Origin of the sequence: Halorientalis sp. IM1011, assembly GCF_001989615.1 — an archaeon.
In the GTDB taxonomy this organism is placed as follows: Archaea; Halobacteriota; Halobacteria; order Halobacteriales; family Haloarculaceae; genus Halorientalis.
This window is the reverse complement of record NZ_CP019067.1, coordinates 2,697,060-2,713,538: the sequence shown is the minus strand read 5'-3', so window position 1 is coordinate 2,713,538 and position 16,479 is coordinate 2,697,060. Positions and strand designations below refer to the sequence as shown.

General features: G+C 66.2%; 19 protein-coding genes. 16 read left to right on the top strand and 3 right to left on the bottom strand.

Annotated elements, in window-relative coordinates; translation table 11 throughout:
• Window position 1: 1 nt before the first annotated feature.
• The 6 genes from BV210_RS14030 (at window position 2) to BV210_RS14010 (ending at window position 3,488) form a co-directional block, all read left to right on the top strand.
• Window positions 2–889: an urease accessory protein UreD gene (locus tag BV210_RS14030; protein ID WP_077207254.1), complete on the top strand. Its 888-nt coding sequence runs from the start codon at window positions 2–4 to the stop codon at window positions 887–889.
• Window positions 889–1,533, top strand: a complete 645-nt coding sequence (locus BV210_RS14025; RefSeq protein WP_077207253.1) for a hypothetical protein — start codon at window positions 889–891, stop codon at window positions 1,531–1,533. Before BV210_RS14030 ends, BV210_RS14025 begins: the two co-directional genes overlap by 1 nt.
• Window positions 1,530–2,234, top strand: a complete 705-nt coding sequence (locus BV210_RS14020) for an urease accessory protein UreF (RefSeq protein ID WP_077207252.1) — start codon at window positions 1,530–1,532, stop codon at window positions 2,232–2,234. Before BV210_RS14025 ends, BV210_RS14020 begins: the two co-directional genes overlap by 4 nt.
• A 200-nt stretch (window positions 2,235–2,434) precedes the next feature.
• Window positions 2,435–2,587 carry a hypothetical protein gene (locus tag BV210_RS19955; RefSeq protein ID WP_157526033.1) on the top strand — a complete coding sequence of 51 codons (153 nt, stop codon included), beginning with the start codon at window positions 2,435–2,437 and terminating at the stop codon, window positions 2,585–2,587.
• A 128-nt stretch (window positions 2,588–2,715) separates the two neighbouring features.
• Window positions 2,716–3,003, top strand: a complete 288-nt coding sequence (locus BV210_RS14015; RefSeq protein ID WP_084802639.1) for a HalOD1 output domain-containing protein — start codon at window positions 2,716–2,718, stop codon at window positions 3,001–3,003.
• 41 nt (window positions 3,004–3,044) lie between these two features.
• Window positions 3,045–3,488 carry an NYN domain-containing protein gene (locus tag BV210_RS14010; protein WP_077207251.1) on the top strand — a complete coding sequence of 148 codons (444 nt, stop codon included), beginning with the start codon at window positions 3,045–3,047 and terminating at the stop codon, window positions 3,486–3,488.
• 12 nt (window positions 3,489–3,500) lie between these two features.
• Here the strand turns inward: BV210_RS14010 and BV210_RS14005 are convergent, their stop codons facing one another.
• On the bottom strand, window positions 3,501–4,541 hold the full coding sequence (locus tag BV210_RS14005) for a sodium:calcium antiporter (protein ID WP_077207250.1): 1,041 nt from the start codon (window positions 4,539–4,541) through the stop codon (window positions 3,501–3,503).
• Window positions 4,542–4,658: 117 nt separating this feature from the next.
• Between BV210_RS14005 and BV210_RS14000 the strand changes: the two genes are divergently transcribed.
• The 8 genes from BV210_RS14000 to BV210_RS19950 all read left to right on the top strand — a co-directional run bounded on the left by BV210_RS14000 (window position 4,659) and on the right by BV210_RS19950 (window position 12,649).
• Window positions 4,659–5,516, top strand: coding sequence for a TatD family hydrolase (locus tag BV210_RS14000; RefSeq protein ID WP_077207249.1), 858 nt, complete (start codon window positions 4,659–4,661; stop codon window positions 5,514–5,516).
• On the top strand, window positions 5,513–5,716 hold the full coding sequence (locus BV210_RS13995; RefSeq protein WP_077207248.1) for a hypothetical protein: 204 nt from the start codon (window positions 5,513–5,515) through the stop codon (window positions 5,714–5,716). The genes BV210_RS14000 and BV210_RS13995 overlap by 4 nt, the downstream gene beginning before the upstream one ends.
• 195 nt (window positions 5,717–5,911) lie before the next feature.
• Window positions 5,912–6,499: a DUF2150 family protein gene (locus tag BV210_RS13990; RefSeq protein WP_077207247.1), complete on the top strand. Its 588-nt coding sequence runs from the start codon at window positions 5,912–5,914 to the stop codon at window positions 6,497–6,499.
• Window positions 6,500–6,594: 95 nt separating this feature from the next.
• Window positions 6,595–7,011, top strand: a complete 417-nt coding sequence (locus tag BV210_RS13985; protein ID WP_077207246.1) for a type IV pilin — start codon at window positions 6,595–6,597, stop codon at window positions 7,009–7,011.
• A gap of 74 nt (window positions 7,012–7,085) precedes the next feature.
• Entirely contained in the window at window positions 7,086–9,071 is a 1,986-nt protein-coding gene (locus tag BV210_RS13980) for a hypothetical protein (RefSeq protein WP_077207245.1), read from the top strand.
• Window positions 9,072–9,171: 100 nt separating this feature from the next.
• Window positions 9,172–10,515 carry a hydroxymethylglutaryl-CoA synthase gene (gene hmgB / locus BV210_RS13975; RefSeq protein ID WP_077207244.1) on the top strand — a complete coding sequence of 448 codons (1,344 nt, stop codon included), beginning with the start codon at window positions 9,172–9,174 and terminating at the stop codon, window positions 10,513–10,515.
• 158 nt (window positions 10,516–10,673) lie between these two features.
• Window positions 10,674–11,918, top strand: coding sequence for a hypothetical protein (locus tag BV210_RS13970; protein WP_077207243.1), 1,245 nt, complete (start codon window positions 10,674–10,676; stop codon window positions 11,916–11,918).
• Window positions 11,919–12,214: 296 nt separating this feature from the next.
• Window positions 12,215–12,649: a hypothetical protein gene (locus BV210_RS19950; protein WP_157526031.1), complete on the top strand. Its 435-nt coding sequence runs from the start codon at window positions 12,215–12,217 to the stop codon at window positions 12,647–12,649.
• Window positions 12,650–12,750: 101 nt separating this feature from the next.
• Here the strand turns inward: BV210_RS19950 and BV210_RS13965 are convergent, their stop codons facing one another.
• Window positions 12,751–13,458, bottom strand: coding sequence for a helix-turn-helix domain-containing protein (locus tag BV210_RS13965; protein ID WP_077207242.1), 708 nt, complete (start codon window positions 13,456–13,458; stop codon window positions 12,751–12,753).
• 93 nt (window positions 13,459–13,551) lie between these two features.
• On the opposite strand from BV210_RS13965, the gene BV210_RS13960 reads away from it, so the two are divergent.
• Window positions 13,552–14,178 carry a metal-dependent hydrolase gene (locus BV210_RS13960; RefSeq protein WP_077207241.1) on the top strand — a complete coding sequence of 209 codons (627 nt, stop codon included), beginning with the start codon at window positions 13,552–13,554 and terminating at the stop codon, window positions 14,176–14,178.
• Here BV210_RS13960 and BV210_RS13955 read toward each other — a convergent pair.
• Complete coding sequence (locus tag BV210_RS13955; protein ID WP_077207240.1) at window positions 14,166–14,741, bottom strand: hypothetical protein; 576 nt, start codon at window positions 14,739–14,741, stop codon at window positions 14,166–14,168. The genes BV210_RS13960 and BV210_RS13955 overlap by 13 nt on opposite strands.
• A gap of 234 nt (window positions 14,742–14,975) precedes the next feature.
• Here BV210_RS13955 and BV210_RS13950 point away from each other — a divergent pair, with 234 nt between their 5' ends.
• The gene (locus BV210_RS13950; protein WP_077207239.1) at window positions 14,976–16,469 is read left to right on the top strand and encodes a replication factor C large subunit; all 1,494 of its coding nucleotides are present in this window, start codon (window positions 14,976–14,978) and stop codon (window positions 16,467–16,469) included.
• Window positions 16,470–16,479: the final 10 nt, after the last annotated feature.

Here is a 16,479-nt window from a genome sequence, read left to right as displayed (position 1 = left end):
GATGGCGGCGAGGAACCCACGCGAGGCCTTCGCGGCCTACGCGGACGAACGGCTGCCCCCGGCGGCCGACGGCGCGGTCGGGAAGGAGGGCCGGCTCGAGGCGGCGTTCGCCGCCGTCGACGGGGAGACGCGGCTGGTGCAGGACTACGCCACGGTCCCCTTCCACCTGACCGGCGCGCTGGACCACGACGAGGAACTGCCCGGGCTGGCGACGGTCTACCTCCAGTCACCGACCGGCGCGGTCGCACAGGGGGACCGCCACGACCTCTCGGTGACCGTCGGCGCGGACGCGCGGGCTCACGTCTCGACCGGGAACGCGACGAAGGTCCACGGCATGGACCGCAACTTCGGACGGGTCGACGTAGACCTCTCGGTCGCCGAAGACGGCTATCTTGAGTACCTGCCGGAGCCGACGATCCTGCACGCCGACGCCCGCTTTCGCGGTGAGACGATACTCTCGGTGGCCGAGGGAGCCAGCGCCGTCGTCGGCGAGGTACTGGTCCCGGGACGGCTGGCCCGGGACGAGGTCTTCGAGTTCGAGCGCGCGTACACGCGCCTGCAGGCACGCGACGCCGACGGGCTGTTGTTCGAGGATACGACCGACCTCCACCCCGCCGAGCGCGACCCGCGACGACCCGGTGTCATGGGCGTCAACGACGTGCTGGGGACGCTGTACGTCGTCGGCGACGCGGCGGCCGATCCCCTCCACGAGCGGGTCGCGGACGCGACGGACGCCCGGGCGGGCGCTACTGCGCTCCCGAACGACGCGGGTGTGATGGTCCGCGCGCTGGGCGAGCGGGCGGCCGTCTCGGGCGCGCTCGACGCCGCGTGGGACGAAGCGCGTCGGCTGCTGGTCGGTGCGCCAGCACCCGAACGGAGGAAAGACTGATGCTGGTCAGCGAGTCGATCCTCGGGAACGTCGACGACGACGCCGATCTGCGGCGGTCGGTCGAATCGCGCCACGATTCGGCGGTCGAACGAGTCGTGCTGGACGAGCGCGAGCGCCGGCGCTCGCGGATCCGGACGACGACTGACGCCGGGACAGAGATCGGGATAGTCGTCGAGGACGAACGCGGCCTGCGACCGGGAGACGTGCTGGTGGACGACGACGAGCGAGTCGTTCTCGTCGAGTTCGCCGACCGCGAGGCGCTGGTCGTGGGGTTCGCTGCCGGCGACGCCGCCGCGATGGCCCGGGCCACGGAACTGGGCCACGCCGTCGGCAACCGACATCGTGACCTCGCCGTGCGGGGCGACGAAGTACTGATCGCGCTCGACGCCGACGGGGAACGGACCATCGAAGAGGTCACCGCGATGCTCCCGGCCGGAGCGGAGACCCGGCGCGAGAACGTCGATCCCACGCGGTTCGACGGTGCAGGCACCGCCGATCACGAGCACGGCCACGGAGACGATGGCCACGATCACGGCCACGGCGGTGACGGTCACGTGCACGGATCGGAGAGCCACAGCCACGCACCCGGATCAGATATCCGGACGCTGGACGAGTCGGTCCTAAACGAGGAGGGAGGCGGATGAGCGACGGGACGCCGGCGGACGAGTCGGCGGTGGCGGCGCTACAGTTCGCGGACTCGTTCCTTCCGGCCGGGTCGTTCACGACTTCCTACGGGGTCGAGCAGTTCGTGGCGGCCGACGACGTCGAGGACGCCGCGGACCTCCAGGCGCTGGTCGCGACCTACCTCGACCGGCAGATCGGGCCCTGCGACATGGTGGTCGTGGCAGCGGCCCACGACGCGGCGAGCGACGGCGACCTCGCGGAACTCCGGCGGGTCGACCGGCGGTGCTCGGCGGTGCAGTTGCCCGCGGAGTTCCGGGAGAGTTCGACACGGACCGGCGGACAGTTGTGCTCGCTCGTGGCCGACACCGAGGACGACCCCTTCCTGCCGACCTACGAGGAGGCCGTCGAGGCGGGGGGCGCGCCGGGCAACTACGCGGCCGTCCTCGGCGCGGTGGCCGCCCGCACCGGCACGAGCGCGCGGCAGGCGGCGCTGGTTCTAGGCTACTCGTTCGTCACCGACCTCGTCGGGGCGGCCCAGCGCGTCCTCCGGATCGGTCACACCGACGTGCAACGTATCGTCACCGAGAGCCGCCCCACAGTCGTCGCGGCGTGGGAGGCGAACGAAGACCGGACCGTCGAGGATCTGAGCCCGTTCGCTCCGCTGGTCGATGTTCTGTCGGCGGAACACGAGCGCGCCGAGCGGCGGCTCTTCCTCAGTTGACGCGCGAAGGGATCCGCAATATTTTTCGACGAACGTTTACCCGGCCCAGAATAACCGAACATTACGGCAGAATCGACGCGTTATATTGGGTCAAAGTAGACGGACATCCGCCCATCGCTGACCGTACGCTGTATAAGGATAAATCATGAAGGTTTATACTGATGGAGGTGGGACGATGAAACGAAGCGGACGTACCTACTATGATCCGGCCTCGATCCAACGAAATCGACCCGATGGTGCCCGAACTCGCAGCCGCGACCGACCGGACCGACGACGGGAGTCGCGTAGCCTCGGACGGGGGCGTCGCGCGTGGGGCGGAGACGGACGCGCCGCTGGTGCCCGACCTGACCTGATCGCCGGGGAATCGTTCTCGGTCGTCGCTAGACGGGAAGCGACGGCTCCGTCGGCAGGAACTGTCGGTGGTGACTGTGTTCTGCACGGAAGCACAACCTTTGATTACCCGGTGGCTGTAGCCGGGTGCATGGGGTCTGATGGGACCGACGAGGATGACGGGGGACCGATCCGGACGACGTGGGATCCGGACGATCCGGACTCGCTGACGGGGGCCGTCGTCAATACCGTCGCGGAGGCGCGGGGCGTCGAGGGGATGGAGCTCTCCGAACTGCTCAACGACGTACTCGACCCGGACGCGCTCGCGCGCGTGCTGGCGTCGGGAACCGGCACGGTCACGGTGACGTTCACGCTGGACGGACAGGACGTGACGGTCGACAGCGACGGCACCATTCTGGTCGACCCGTCCGCGGAGTGAGGACGAACAGTCATTTAACGCCTGCCCGCCCTCGGAGGGGTATGGGACTGCTGGATCGGCTCTCCGGCGGCGGGGCGACCCGTGTCGGCCTGTTCGTCGACGGGCCGAACGTTCTGCGCTCGGAGTTCGACGTCGACCTCGCGGACGTACGCGCCGTCGCCGACGAGCGGGGACGACTCGCCATCACACGGCTCTACCTCGACGAGAACGCGACGGCCGGACTGATTCAGGCCGCCGAGGCCAACGGCTTCGAGGTCGTGACGACCAGCGGCGACGTTGACGTGAAACTCGCCGTCGACGCGACCGCCGCAGTCGCCGACGGCGAGATCGACCTGCTCGCCATCGCCTCCCGGGATACCGACTTCAAGCCCGTCGTCGAGGCCGCCGCGCGCCGGGGCATCGAGACGTTCGCCATCGCGCCGGGCGAGTACGGCCGCTCGGACGCGCTCCGGACCGCCGCTCACGACGCTGTCACGCTGGAGTGAGCAGGTGGCTCGCTAGCCCGCCGGCAGAATCCCGTCGATGACGCCGGCGGATTCGAGGACGACCCACACGACGAAGACGAGGTAGGCCAGGAGCAGGCTGTAGGCTTCCAGATCGGTCAGCGAGAGGTCGGTCCGGAGAACGGTGAAGAGGTGGATGGTCGCCAGCGTGAGGACGGCGAACATCGGGACGGCCATCGCGAAGTCGATCGAGGCCGACCCGACGATGAGGACGCCGACCGGAATCGCCACGAGCAGGTCGAAGGTGTTCGACCCCAGCACGTTCGCGAGCGAGGCGACGCCGCGGTCCTCCTGTGCCGCCCGGACGCTCACCAGTGCGTCGGGGAGGCTCGTCGCGGCGGCGATGATCGTCACGCCCATGATGAACTCCGGGACGCCCAGCGTCGCCCCGATCACGTCGACGGAGTGGACGAGTCGCTCGACGGCGATCAGGATCACCACGAGACCCGCCGCGAGATAGCCCCACTCCCGGCGCACGTCGATGGCCTCGATCCCGTCGGTGTCGGCCTCGTAGTCGCCGGTGTCCTGGGCCTGAATGAAGATGTAGAGGCCGTAGAGGCCGATCGGAATGAGGGCCAGCGGCCGAGTCACGAACCCGGCGAGGTCGGGTGCCCCCGCCGAATTGTCGGGGTAGTAGATCACCGCCAGCGCGAAGGTGATCACCAGTACCGAGACGGCGAGCATGTAGAACTGCGCTTCCTTGTAGACCAGGGTCCGGTTGGCCTCGATGTCGTCCTCGACCGCGATGCCCGACAGCGCCGGGATCACGAGGATGTTGAAGATCGCCGAGCCCACGATGGCCCCCACCCCGAGTTCGATGGACCCGGTCAGAATCGCGGCGAAGACGACGGACGCGAGTTCCGGGAAACTCGACCCGACGGCGGTGACGATGGCGCCCTGAACGACCTGGGGGAGGCCGTAGTACGTCGAGAGTTCCTCGCTGGCGTCTTCGAGCCAGCCACTTCCGATCCAGATGCCGCCCGTGGCGACGAGGATGATCCCGATGTCGACGAGTGAAACGCCGCCCGTGCTCATCGAGTGGGGTATCAGCCAGCGAACGGAAAGTGGTTCCGGAGGGCCGCTACCCGGACTGTCACGTCCCGAGGCGCGACGAGACGAACGGTTTTTGCGCCGGGCGTGACCACGTCGGGTATGGACGACCTCGACACGCCGGTACTGGACGATCACCTCCATCTGGACCCGGTAAACGGACGCAACACGGAAGCCGTCGAGGAGTTCGCCGACCACGGCGGCACCCACCTGCTCGTGCTCAACAAGCCCTCCTGGGGACTGGGCGTCGAGGTCGAGGCCGCCGAGGACTTCCGGGAGGTGTTCGACATGACCGTCGAGGCGGTCGAGGACGCCACGGAAGTACTCGACGGACGGGCCTGGCCCGTCCTCGGGGTCCACCCGGCGCTGATCTCGCAGTTGCTCGACCGGGGCTACGAACCCGAGGAGGCTCGCGACCTGATGCAGGCGGGACTGGACGTGGCCGCCGAGTACGTCGCCGAGGGGCCGGCGCTGGCTATCAAATCCGGTCGGCCCCACTACGACGTGGACGAGGACGTATGGGCGGCCTCCAACGACGTGATGAAACACGCCTTCGAGCTGGGCGGCGAGGTCGGCTGTGCCGTCCAGTTGCACACGGAGGGCGGCGAGGACTTCACCGAGGTTGCCGAGTGGGCCGAAGACCGCGGGCTTCCGCGCGAGCGCGTAGTGAAGCACTACTCTGGCGGTCGAATGGAAGGCCCCGTCCCCAGTGTCCTCGCGGACAAGGAGGAACTCGAAATCGCAATCGAGCAGGGCGAGCCGTTCATGATGGAGACCGATTACATCGACGACCCGGATCGCCCCGGGGCGGTGCTGGGACCGAAGACGGTCCCCCGGCGCGTGCGCTGGCTACTGGAGGCGGGCCACGACGAGGCGGTCCGCAACGCGCACGTCGAGACCCCCGCACGGGTGTACGGTATCGACACCGAGGCGACGCTGGAGGCCGAGGTTGAAGAATGACGGGCCGCTGTCCGGACTGTAGCGTGACGATGGAAACCGTCGAGTTCGGGATGAGCGACGCCTGGCAGCCCTACGTGAAGACCGGCGAGAAGAAGTCGGGACTGCTCGGCAAACTCGGAATAAACGAGCGCGAGGAGGTCGAGACGCTGATGTGCCCGGAGTGTGGCCTGCTCCGGTTCTACGCGGCGATCGAGGAGTGAGCGGGGGGATCACGGAGTCGTGTCGCGGACACGGTCGAGCGAGTCCACCCGAGTTATCCTGACCTCTTCCGCTCGACAGTATCCTCGGAAAGCTGCCTCTCGGCCTCGCTATCGTCCGAATACTCGGAATTCGTGGGGCCGCCGTGGGTGTGTGTACCTCGAAGTCTTTAACCCCGGCCGTACATAGGGGCAGGTATGAGCGAAAGCGATCCGCCGGGGACGTTCTACACCGAGGAGCGGTGGCAAAACTGGATCGAGCGCATCGACGAGGAGGATATCGATCCCGAAGACGAGGACTCCGCGCGGCTCCTGCTCAACCTGCAGGACGACACGGCTATCGCAGTCGCGAAGATCATCACGGCCTACGAGGACGGCCACATCGAGGACGAGGAGGCCCGCGAGAAACTCGCGGACATCCGCGAGATCGTCCTCTCTGAGGTCCAGCTCGACGACGAGGAGAAGCTGATGCTGGTCGACGGCGTCCAGACCTCGCTCGTCTGTGTCTTCTACGCGGCCGAGGAGTACGTCGCCGGCGGCGTCGCCGAGGACGGCACCATCGAGGAGTACGTCCGCGCGGCCGCCGACGCCGAGGCCGAAGAGGACCCCGACGCGGCGCTGGGGTACTGCGCACAGGCCGGTACCCGCATCATCGACGGCGAGGAGCTGTCGATGGAACTGGCCGAAGACCTGGAGTTCGGGCTGGTGGCGGAGTGGGTCAACGGCCTCGACAGCCTGCAGACGGCGATGAGCGACCCCGAAGTCGTCGAAGAGGACGAGGACTGAGAGCGACTGGGCGCTGACGCGGTCGCCACGGGGGTCGAGGGGCCGATACGGCCCCAATACTATTGCGCGTCGGGCGACGAGAGCCCGTATCCCGGATGTCCCGTGATCGTGCCCAGTCGGAGGTCGTCGGCGTCGTTATTCTGGTCGGCGTCGTCGTCACGCTGGTCGGGCTCGTGAGCGTCGTCGTGCTCTCGAACGTCGCCACGGAGCAGACTCCCGTCGCGGACCTCCGCGTGGAAGCCGACGACACGCATCTGACCGTCACACACCAGGGTGGCGACGAAATTCCAGTTGACGACCTGGTAGTCGTGGTACGGGGGTCGGACCGGACCACCCGGGTCGCAGTCGACGCGGCGAACCTGACGGACGATGGCAACGGCCGGTTCCAGTTCGGTGAATCGCTGGTTCGCGAGCACGGCCACGTGGGAGACGACGCACGGATTCTCATTGTCCACCGGCCGACGAACGAGATTCTCGCCGAGGAGCACGTTCGTTTCGGGAGTGGTGGATAGCGAGCTGCCGCGAACGTTACGGCCCCTGGAATAGCCACACGAGTTTTACTCACGGAGCCGAAAGGGTCGGGAACGTGAGCTTTCGGGACGACGAGCGCGGGCAGGCAATCCAGGTCGGAGCCGTGCTTCTGTTCGCGGCATTGATCATCGCCTTCTCGTCCTACCAGGCGTTCGTCGTCCCGAATCAGAACCGACAGGTCGAGTTCAATCACAATCAGGATGTGCAGGGGCAGCTACAGGAGGTCCGGAACGCCATCGTCTCGGTGCCAGGTGGAAACACCGGACGTTCGGTGACCGTCGATCTCGGTGTCGAGTATCCGAGTCGGCTCGTAGCCCTCAATCCCGGACCAGCTACTGGGACACTCAGGACATCTGGGACGACCGACGAACGATACAACCTGACGATCGCGAACGCGACGGCGACGGGTGAGGTCGGCGACTTCTGGAACGGATCGACCCACGTGTACAACACCGGCGGACTCGTCTACGCGCCGGGTTACAACCGCTACGATCAGGCCCCCCAGACCGTCTACGAGAACTCGGTACTGGTCAACCAGGGTCGCGATCGATCGGTCCCGATCACTGGCCAGCAACTGATCGAAGGTGATCAAATTACGTTGGTGACGCTGAACGGGTCGCTCAGTTCGACGCGATCCGGACCCATCTCGGCGGATCTACAGGCACTCAGCACGTCGACGCGAACCGTCTCGGTCCGAAACGACTCTCACAACCTCACGCTCGAAGTTCCGACACGCCTCTCGGAGGATCGGTGGGAGAACCTCACCGATGGCGAAGATAACGTGGAGGGCGTAGAAGTTTCCGAAGGGGCTCTCGACGGCGAGTGGGGACTGTTACGACTCGATCTGGCTTCGGACACGACCTACGATCTCCGGATGGCGAAGGTGGGCGTCGGGACCGGGACCGAGGGAACCGATGGGAAGTACCTGACAGCCGTCAGCGGGAACGGCGAGAGCCTGAACACGGGCCAGAGCCAGCGACTCGTCGCCGAGATCAGGGACGATTTCAACAATCCCGTGTCCGGCCAGGAGGTGAACGCGTCAGTGGTCGACGGATCAGGAAGCATCGAGCCGATCGACAACGTGACCGACGAGGACGGGCGAGTCGCGTTTCGATACGACGCGCCGAGCGGGGCGACGACCGCACGAGTCGAAACCAGTTTCTCGCCTTCGCCCTCGGAGAGCCAGCGAGCGAGTTTCGAGATAGACGTCGCTGGCGCGGCCGAGTCGGGGTCCTACGGGATCGACTGGCTCTTCTCCGAGATCGAAAGCGAGGCCGGCGTGCGTTCCTGCTTCCAGGACAACCGGACCTGTATCTACAACGTGGACGCGGACGACGGGACGTTGCCGCTGACCGCCGAAACGACGCCGACTGTAAGTTTCGCGTCGGTCGATTTCTCGGTGAACGATACGAACCGGATCAGCGACCTACAACCCTCGACGAGCGAGACTGGCCCCAGCGGCGTGGCTACGACGGACGCGAGCGTCGAGGCGGTCGGAGACGTCACACTCCGGGCGACGACGGACGCCGGCGGTGACGAGTTCACCCTGCGAATCGCCCGGGAGAATCCGGAGGGACTCGTCTACAACGGCGACGGCGCGGGCGTCGACGTGGACGGGTCCGGCGTCCCCGCCGGCCTCCGGTTCAGCGTCACGAACAACTACCAGCAGTCCCTCCGGATCACCGACCTGTCCATCGACCCGAGGCAGAACAGCATCGAAGAACTCGACGTGGTGGACTTCGGCATCGGCCCGTGGGAGGACGAACTCCACGTCGATACCGACCTGCAGTCGGGATACGTCGATTACGCCGGCGGCGAGACGATACCGAACAGCGGGCTGACGATCGATCTGAGCGCAGACGGATACCAGACCGCCGAGTCGGTCACCTCTGCGTCGGGAACCGCGACCGTCCACCTGTACCAGTTCTTTGGGACGAACGGCGCTCAGGCGGACATGTCGTCGTCGACAGTGGAGGTGACCGTCCAGTATCGGCTGGCCGACGGGACCGCGGGCAGCGAGACGTTCACGGTCTCGCCGTAATCGTGGCTCGAACGAATCGACGGGTCCGGGGACGCTCGATTCGACATCTGTCGATAGTTTAGTCGACAATATATTATACTACGTTCCCGCAGTTGCTGGTATGACAGCGGTCGGCATCGACGCCGTGGAGATCAGGACGGGAAAGCTGGAACTGGACCTGGCGGAGACCTTCGCGCCCGCGAAGGGCGAGTCGCCGGAGAAGTACACGAAGGGACTGGGCCTGCACTCCAGTTCGTTCCCGGACGCCTACGAGGACATCGTGACGATGGGTGCCAACGCGGCCCACCGGCTGATGGAACGGAAGGGGCTGGAGCCCGACGACATCGGTCGGATCGACGTGGCGACCGAGAGCGCGTTCGACAACTCAAAGCCCGTCTCGACGTACATCGCCGGCTGTCTCGAACAGGTGTACGACGGGGACTTCCACCACGCGAACAAGGGCGAGCGGAAGTTCGCGTGCGTGGCGGGCACCCAGAGCATCGACGACGCGTACAACTGGATCCGCGCGGGGCGCAACCGCGGGCGGAAGGCCATCGTCGTCGCGACGGACACGGCGCTGTACGCCCGCGGCGACCCGGGCGAGGCGACCCAGGGCGCAGGCGCGGTGGCACTGCTCATCAGCGAAGACCCCGACCTGGTCGAACTGTCGCCCGAACAGGGCTTCGGGAGCGCCGACGAGACGGACTTCCTCAAGCCCAACCAGCAGTTCCCGTCGGTCGACGGGAAGCGGTCGGTGCAGGTGTACCTCGCGCGGATGCGCGAGGCAGTCGAGGACTTCGAGTCCGTGTGGGGCGAGGTAGAACCAGAGGACTTCTCGCTGGTGCCCTTCCACACGCCGTTCCCGGGGATGGTCCGGAAGGCCGCGCTGCTTGGCTTCCGGCACATGACTCGAAACACCCACATCGAAGACGAGTTGGCCGAGGATATCGGTCGCCAGCCCCGGCCGGAGGCGTTCGACGACGAGGAGGCGTACCGCGACGCCATCAGCGAGTACACGGACAAACTCAAAGAGACCGAGACCTACGCGGAGTGGTACGACGACGTGATCGAGCCGACGCTGACCATCTCCCGCGAGGTCGGCAACTGGTACACGGGCTCCGTCCACGTCGCCCGGGTCAGCGGCCTCAAAACGGCACTCGAAAACGGCGAGGACCTGACCGGCGAGCGCCTGCTCGTCGGCTCCTACGGGAGCGGCGCACAGGCCGAGATCCACGCCGAGACCGTCCAGCCCGGCTGGGAGGACGAAATCGCCGGGCTGAACGTCGACGAACAGCTCGAATCGCGGTACTCCATCTCCTTCGAGGAGTACGAACACATCCACGACGTCCACAACCACGACACGGACACGCAGGCCGACGCCGAGGAGTTCACCACCCCCGACGAAGAGTTCGTCTTCGACGGGTGGGGCCGGATGGGCGAGCGCAAATACCGCTACGTGGAGTAATCCCCCGTTACACCCGGCCGTTTTCGAAGTTGATACGTCGATTTTGCTGCCAGCGTCGCCGAGAGCACGAATCGTTCAACTGTCATCCAGCCAGCCGAAACTATTGATAACGATAAAATTAACGAGGGATTCAAATCAGGTGCGGGACAACTCGGGGTATGGCACATCCAGCGGAGAGCGCGTTCGTGGGGGCGATCATCGGGTTGGTCACGGCGCTGGTGCTGTTCCCCACGCGAGTCGGGCGATTGCTCGCGCCGGCGGGCGGTGCCGTCGTGGACGGCCTCCGCTGGGCCAGCGAGTCGTTTCCCTACTGGGCGTTCATCCTGACAGTGTTTCTCGGGACGATGATCGTCACGGTGTTCGTCGCCTACGAGTTCGCCAGAGTGGGGTACGCCGCGGTCCGGCGGGCCGGTCCCCGGACGAGACGCGTCGTCGGATTCGTCACGCCGAACACACCCATCGGCAAGGCGGCCTTCGCGTTCTGTTTCACGATCCTCTTTCTCATCGGCTCGGTCTGGGCGCTCCCGTACGTGATCGGCGACATCGGCGCGAACAGCCCGATCAGCGACTCGAGCGACCTCTCGAACTCCAGCAACCCACAGGAAGCGCTCGAGGACGCGAACGAGCGCCTCGACGACGTACTCGACGGTGACGCCGCGACCCACGGTGACGGAGCCGACGGCGCTCGCACCGCCGAACGGGAGTACGACCGGCCCAGACCGGACGGCGACGGCGACCGCCTGAAGGACAGCTGGGAACGAGCAGGTGAGACCCCCGCCGGCGTCGAACTCCCGAACGCCGACCCGGATCGGATGGACATCTACCTCCAGATCAACTACGCCACGTACACGCGGCCGCTCTCCCAGCAAGAAATCGCACAACTGAAGCGAGTCTTCGCGGAGATGCCGGTCGAGAACCCCGACGGCTCGACGGGGATCACGCTCCACATCGACGACGAGGGGCCGTACGGCGGGGCGCTGGGGTCCGAGGCGGTCTACGACGGCACCGGTGACGACGAGACCACGCGGTTCTACACCGCGGGCCACCTCGGTGACCGCCGCTGTCGGTACCACCAGATCGTCGTCGGACAGGTCGACCACCCGACGCTCGCCGGACGGGCGAGTGCGCCCGGCTTCGCGGGCTACGTCCAGTCGAAGCAAAACGACGCCTACCAGCAGGCCCGGAGCAGTGACGATCCCCGACAGGTCTCCTCGCGCGTCCACGTCATCACCCACGAACTCCTCCACAACGTCGTCGGCGAGGTCGACGGCTCGACGCACACGAGCGAAGGCTGGCTCGCCCCCTCCGCCACCCCCGACGACGCCTTCCTCTCGGATGCGGCCGCCAGCGAACTGAACGGGGGACTGGCCGGGTCGGGGTACTACCAGGAGAAGCTCTGCTAGACCACCTTTTTCCTGCTCGGGTGGCCTGCGGCCACCATCTGCTCACGGGTGCTTTGCGCCCGTTCGCATGGTATGCAGGAGCTACGCCCCCGCACTACTCGCGGCAAAAACGTGGTTCTCGTGAGTGACCACAGGGAACGAACGAGAGCTCGGAAGCCGATCGAAGCGAGTCTTCCGGTGGCGAAAAAGGGCGCGCCCTCACTGCGTTCGGGCGCGGTGAACCGGCGGCTTCGCCGCCGGATGCTGGTGCTCAATTCAGACAAAATATTTACCGACGACAGCAGGGATTTGGACACATGGGCGAATTGACGCCGTATCGGATTGCAATTATGGTCCTCTGTTTACTGGCCGCAGTCGGTGCGGCCGGGTGCAACACAACTGACTCACCAGACTCCGAAAGCGAACGAGACCGGACAGACATACCCACAACTACTCTGGAACGGGACAACCCGAGCGGCGAAGTATTCGCTGTCGAGCGTGTGACACCCGACGTACCACCAGAAAACCCGATCAACGTATCCGAGCTTCCGGATCAAGTTCGGAGAAAGGCAGTATTCGCGATCGAAGACAAAGGGTGTGTCACGGGTGAGCCATCGCTACAAGACGATCTCATAAATCGGTCTGCTCAAAACCAGTACCTCGTCTACGACGGCTCATACTACGGCGTCTTTTATCGAAAATCCGACGTAATATATGCAAGTACAGCACCATCTCAGGACTGTTCGGAGTGACCTGGACATCAAACTGAATGGGTGAATACGCAGAGCCACTGAACGGTTGCTCCGTTCTCGACTACCCGGGAATGAATGTGTGACCTGGTATAGGAGATCTCTCAGGGCAACTCGTCCAGTCCGTCGAGCATCGTCGGCAGATCCGTCGTCGTCACGGCCAGCGAGAAGCCGTCGATCTGGGCCAGTCGCGGCGCGTGCTCCCAGAGGCTGTCCTCGTCCAGTCCGTGGAGGACGATGGCGTTGGGCGTCGGGGTGACGACACGCATCGCGACAAGCGGCGACTCACCGCGCGTGACGTTCGTGAACACCAGCGCACGGTTGGTCGACTGGCCGTAGAGCCGGTAGAACTCCTCGCTGGAGAGTCGGGTGATCGCCTCGATGCTGTCGATGACGGTGTGGCCCGCGACGGTCGCTTGCGCCCCCTCGACGACCTCGGTCGCGTCGATGGCGTCGTAGTATCGGTCCATCGGGATCGTCGCCGGATACTCCCGGAGGTCGTGGACGATCTCGCTGTCGAACCCGGCCGAGAGGACCCGCGCGTGCTGGCGGATCCGCCCACCGCCGCGTTCCTCGTCGATGTCCAGCAGGGCTCCGACGATGCGCTCGATGACGCCGATGCCCGGACTCTGCCGGCGGCCGCTCTCGTAGTCGGAGATCACGGAGGAGGAGACCTCTAGCGTGTCGGCCAGTTCGGTCTGGGACACGTCGAAGTCGGTCCGCCACTTCCGGAGGGTCGCGCCCGGGTCGTCGCTCAGCGTGATCTCGCCGGCGATCTTCTCGGCGAGTTCACGCCGTGGCCCACGTCCCATGTCCTCTGTGGACACGTTCGACGACTAAAACGTACCGACACGGCACCGAGACCACCGGAAGGGGTTTTCACTCGTCGCTCCCATATCAGTCGTATGCCATCGACGGTGGTACATCTCGCCTTCGCCGGGATCCTCGCCGCTGCGTTGCTCGGTGCCGCCTTCTCGCCCCGGAGCGTAGCCGTGGTGTTCACCGCCGTGATCTTCGCCGATCTGGACGTGTTCGTGAGCCTCCTCGTCCCGGGAACGCATCGCGCGGCCTTTCACACGCTCTTGCTCCCGGCAGTCGCCGTACTCGCCCTTGCGTACGATGCCCGACGCGAGACGTCGTGGCTCCGGGCGCGCTTCGGCGAGCACGCGCCACGCGTGGCCTGGACCGCCGTCGCCGCGTTCGTCTTCGCCGCGGTCGGACTGGACCTGTTCACCAGCTGGGGTGCGAATCCGTTCTACCCGCTGGTCGATCAGTTCTACTCCGTCGGCGGAACGCTGGAGTACTCGACACAGCGGGGGCTGGTCCAGACGTTCGTCGAGATCGGGGGTCCCGATCCGGGACCCCAGCAACTGGGGACGACCGACAGCTACCACGTCAACAGCGGCGTCGACCCGACCCGCGGGGCCGAAGCGGAGAACGTCGACCGCGTGTTCCCCGTCGCCCAGTCGGGCTGGCAACTCCTGCTCGTGCTTACGAGTCCGGTCGTCCTGTGGGCACGCTACCGGGACTGAGTCGCGAAGGCGACGACGCTCCCCACTGCACCGAGGACGGCGGGGTAGACGACGCCCGCCAGAACGGCACCGAGGAGGAGGTCCGGGCCCGCGGAGGAACCGCCTGACTGGACCTGGACCAGGAACGCCCCGATCACTGCGAGGGGCAGATACCCGGCGACGACGGTCACGCCGGCAGCGGCCGCGTCGCCGTAGTCCTGTTCACCGGGCGTCCGGCGGCCGACGGCGAGGCCTGCACCGAGCAGCAGGAGGATCGGGATCAGGTACAGGATGGGGGAGAACGCTTCGGCCTCCGCGATGAGGTTCATCGCCCCGGAGCCACCGAAGAAGGGCACGTCCACGTCTACCACCGTCGAGACGAAGTGAGCATTGTAGAACACCCATCCGACGGCCTGATACGTCATGTCTTGTCCCCCGACAGCCTGAACGATCTGATTCGCGGCCGATTCGCGTATCTCGTTCCCGACCAGCAGATACGTGAAGACGTATCCTAGCACGTACGCACCCGCGCCAGCTATCGCGCCTGTTCCGAGCGGTAACCCACCGAACCGATCAGTGCTCATATCTTTCTCCTCGCGTGTCACGGGAAAGTACCTTGTGGCTCCACCTTTTTCGCGAGGGGGTCGCTGAGTGACCCCCTCGCCAAAAACGTGGGCGAAAAAAGCGGGACTCGCGCAGAGCGCGAGTCCCGGGAACCGGCTCGCTTTGCTCGCCGGATGCTGGCTCTCCGACGGCGAGGCTACAGCTTCAGCCCCCGCTCCGCAATCCCTAAACGCGGTCCGTTCGTCCCACCGGTAATGAGTGACTGGACCGAGAAATACCGCCCGTCGACGCTCTCGGAGGTCCGGGGCAACGACAAGGCCCGCGACGCCCTGCAGCAGTGGGGCGAGACCTGGGACGAGCACGGCGAGGCGGCCATCTGCCACGGCAGTCCCGGGATCGGGAAGACCTCGGCGGCCCACGCGCTGGCCAACGATATGGGCTGGGACACCGTCGAACTCAACGCCAGCGACTCCCGGACCAAAGACGACATCGAGCGCCTCGCCGGCCGCGCCGCCAAGAACACGACGCTTGGCGGCTCCGGGAAACAGCTCATCATCGTCGACGAGGCCGACAACTTCCACGGCAACGTCGACCGCGGCGGCTCGCGAGCGGTCACCTCCATCGTCAAGGACGCCGGCCAGCCCGTCGTCCTCATCGCCAACGACTTCTACGAGATGTCCAACACGCTCCGGAACAACTGCCGCGAGATCGAGTTCCGCGACATCTCCGCACGCTCCATCGTCCCCGTCCTCCGGGACGTGTGCCGCCAGGAGGGAATCGAGTTCGAGGACGAAGCGCTATCGGCCATCGCCGAGTCCAACAGCGGCGACCTCCGGGGCGCGATCAACGACCTGCAGGCGCTCGCACAGGGCCGCACGGAACTCAGGGCCGAAGACGTGGTCACCGGCGAGCGCGACCGCACGAACGGTGTCTTCGACTACCTCGACACCGTCATCAAGAAAGCCGGCGCGGAGGAGGCGCTGAAGGCCTCTTACGACGTGGACGAGACGCCCGACGACCTGATCAACTGGATCGAGGACAACATGCCCAAGGACTACGAGGGCCCCGAGTTGGCGCGGGCCTACGACTTCCTCGCCGACGCCGACCGCTGGCTCGGGCGCGTGCGGGCGACACAGAACTACTCCTACTGGCGCTACGCCGGCGACAACATGACCGCCGGCGTCGCCGCGGCCCGGGACGGCGAGAAGGGCGGCTGGACCCGCTACGGACCGCCGAGCTACTGGTCGAAACTCGGCCGCTCGCGGGGCACCAGGGAGAAACGCGACTACGTCGCCCGTGAGATCGCCGAGAGTCTGGGGGTCAGCATGGCCACCGCCCGCCGGGAGGTCATCCCGCACCTGGCGGCGATGACCCACCACTGCAAGAATCGGGAACTCACCGTCGCGATGGCTGCCCGGTACGATCTGGACACAGAACACGTCGCCTTCGTCACCGGCTCCGGGAAGGACACCAACAAGGTCCAGGACATCGTCGAAGACGCCCGACAGCTCCGGGAGGAAGCCGCCGTCGAACACTCCGGCGGGGCCTTCGAGGGCGGCCACGCCGCGGGAGCGACGGACGACGGCGAGAACGAGAATACCGGAGACGGCGACGAGGAGAGCGACGGACAGGCAACGCTCGCGAGCGCGGCGTCCGAGGAGTCGGCGGACGAGGCCGGAGAGGGCGAATCGGCCGAGGACGACGCGAACGCGGGAGATCAGCAGTCGGGACTCGGCGACTTCGTCTAGAGTGGACAGC

Excerpts from the sequence above, each read along its gene's own strand:
- BV210_RS13965 (WP_077207242.1), bottom strand. The coding sequence starts at position 13,458 with ATGGGACGTGGGCCACGGCGTGAACTCGCCGAGAAGATCGCCGGCGAG.
- BV210_RS19950 (WP_157526031.1), top strand. The coding sequence starts at position 12,215 with ATGGGCGAATTGACGCCGTATCGGATTGCAATTATGGTCCTCTGTTTA.
- BV210_RS14020 (WP_077207252.1), top strand. The coding sequence starts at position 1,530 with ATGAGCGACGGGACGCCGGCGGACGAGTCGGCGGTGGCGGCGCTACAG.
- hmgB (WP_077207244.1), top strand. The coding sequence starts at position 9,172 with ATGACAGCGGTCGGCATCGACGCCGTGGAGATCAGGACGGGAAAGCTG.
- BV210_RS14005 (WP_077207250.1), bottom strand. The coding sequence starts at position 4,541 with ATGAGCACGGGCGGCGTTTCACTCGTCGACATCGGGATCATCCTCGTC.
- BV210_RS14010 (WP_077207251.1), top strand. The coding sequence starts at position 3,045 with ATGGGACTGCTGGATCGGCTCTCCGGCGGCGGGGCGACCCGTGTCGGC.
- BV210_RS19955 (WP_157526033.1), top strand. The coding sequence starts at position 2,435 with ATGATCCGGCCTCGATCCAACGAAATCGACCCGATGGTGCCCGAACTC.
- BV210_RS13950 (WP_077207239.1), top strand. The coding sequence starts at position 14,976 with ATGAGTGACTGGACCGAGAAATACCGCCCGTCGACGCTCTCGGAGGTC.
- BV210_RS14025 (WP_077207253.1), top strand. The coding sequence starts at position 889 with ATGCTGGTCAGCGAGTCGATCCTCGGGAACGTCGACGACGACGCCGAT.
- BV210_RS13995 (WP_077207248.1), top strand. The coding sequence starts at position 5,513 with ATGACGGGCCGCTGTCCGGACTGTAGCGTGACGATGGAAACCGTCGAG.
- BV210_RS13955 (WP_077207240.1), bottom strand. The coding sequence starts at position 14,741 with ATGAGCACTGATCGGTTCGGTGGGTTACCGCTCGGAACAGGCGCGATA.
- BV210_RS14000 (WP_077207249.1), top strand. The coding sequence starts at position 4,659 with ATGGACGACCTCGACACGCCGGTACTGGACGATCACCTCCATCTGGAC.
- BV210_RS13970 (WP_077207243.1), top strand. The coding sequence starts at position 10,674 with ATGGCACATCCAGCGGAGAGCGCGTTCGTGGGGGCGATCATCGGGTTG.
- BV210_RS13985 (WP_077207246.1), top strand. The coding sequence starts at position 6,595 with ATGTCCCGTGATCGTGCCCAGTCGGAGGTCGTCGGCGTCGTTATTCTG.
- BV210_RS14015 (WP_084802639.1), top strand. The coding sequence starts at position 2,716 with ATGGGGTCTGATGGGACCGACGAGGATGACGGGGGACCGATCCGGACG.
- BV210_RS13960 (WP_077207241.1), top strand. The coding sequence starts at position 13,552 with ATGCCATCGACGGTGGTACATCTCGCCTTCGCCGGGATCCTCGCCGCT.
- BV210_RS14030 (WP_077207254.1), top strand. The coding sequence starts at position 2 with ATGGCGGCGAGGAACCCACGCGAGGCCTTCGCGGCCTACGCGGACGAA.
- BV210_RS13990 (WP_077207247.1), top strand. The coding sequence starts at position 5,912 with ATGAGCGAAAGCGATCCGCCGGGGACGTTCTACACCGAGGAGCGGTGG.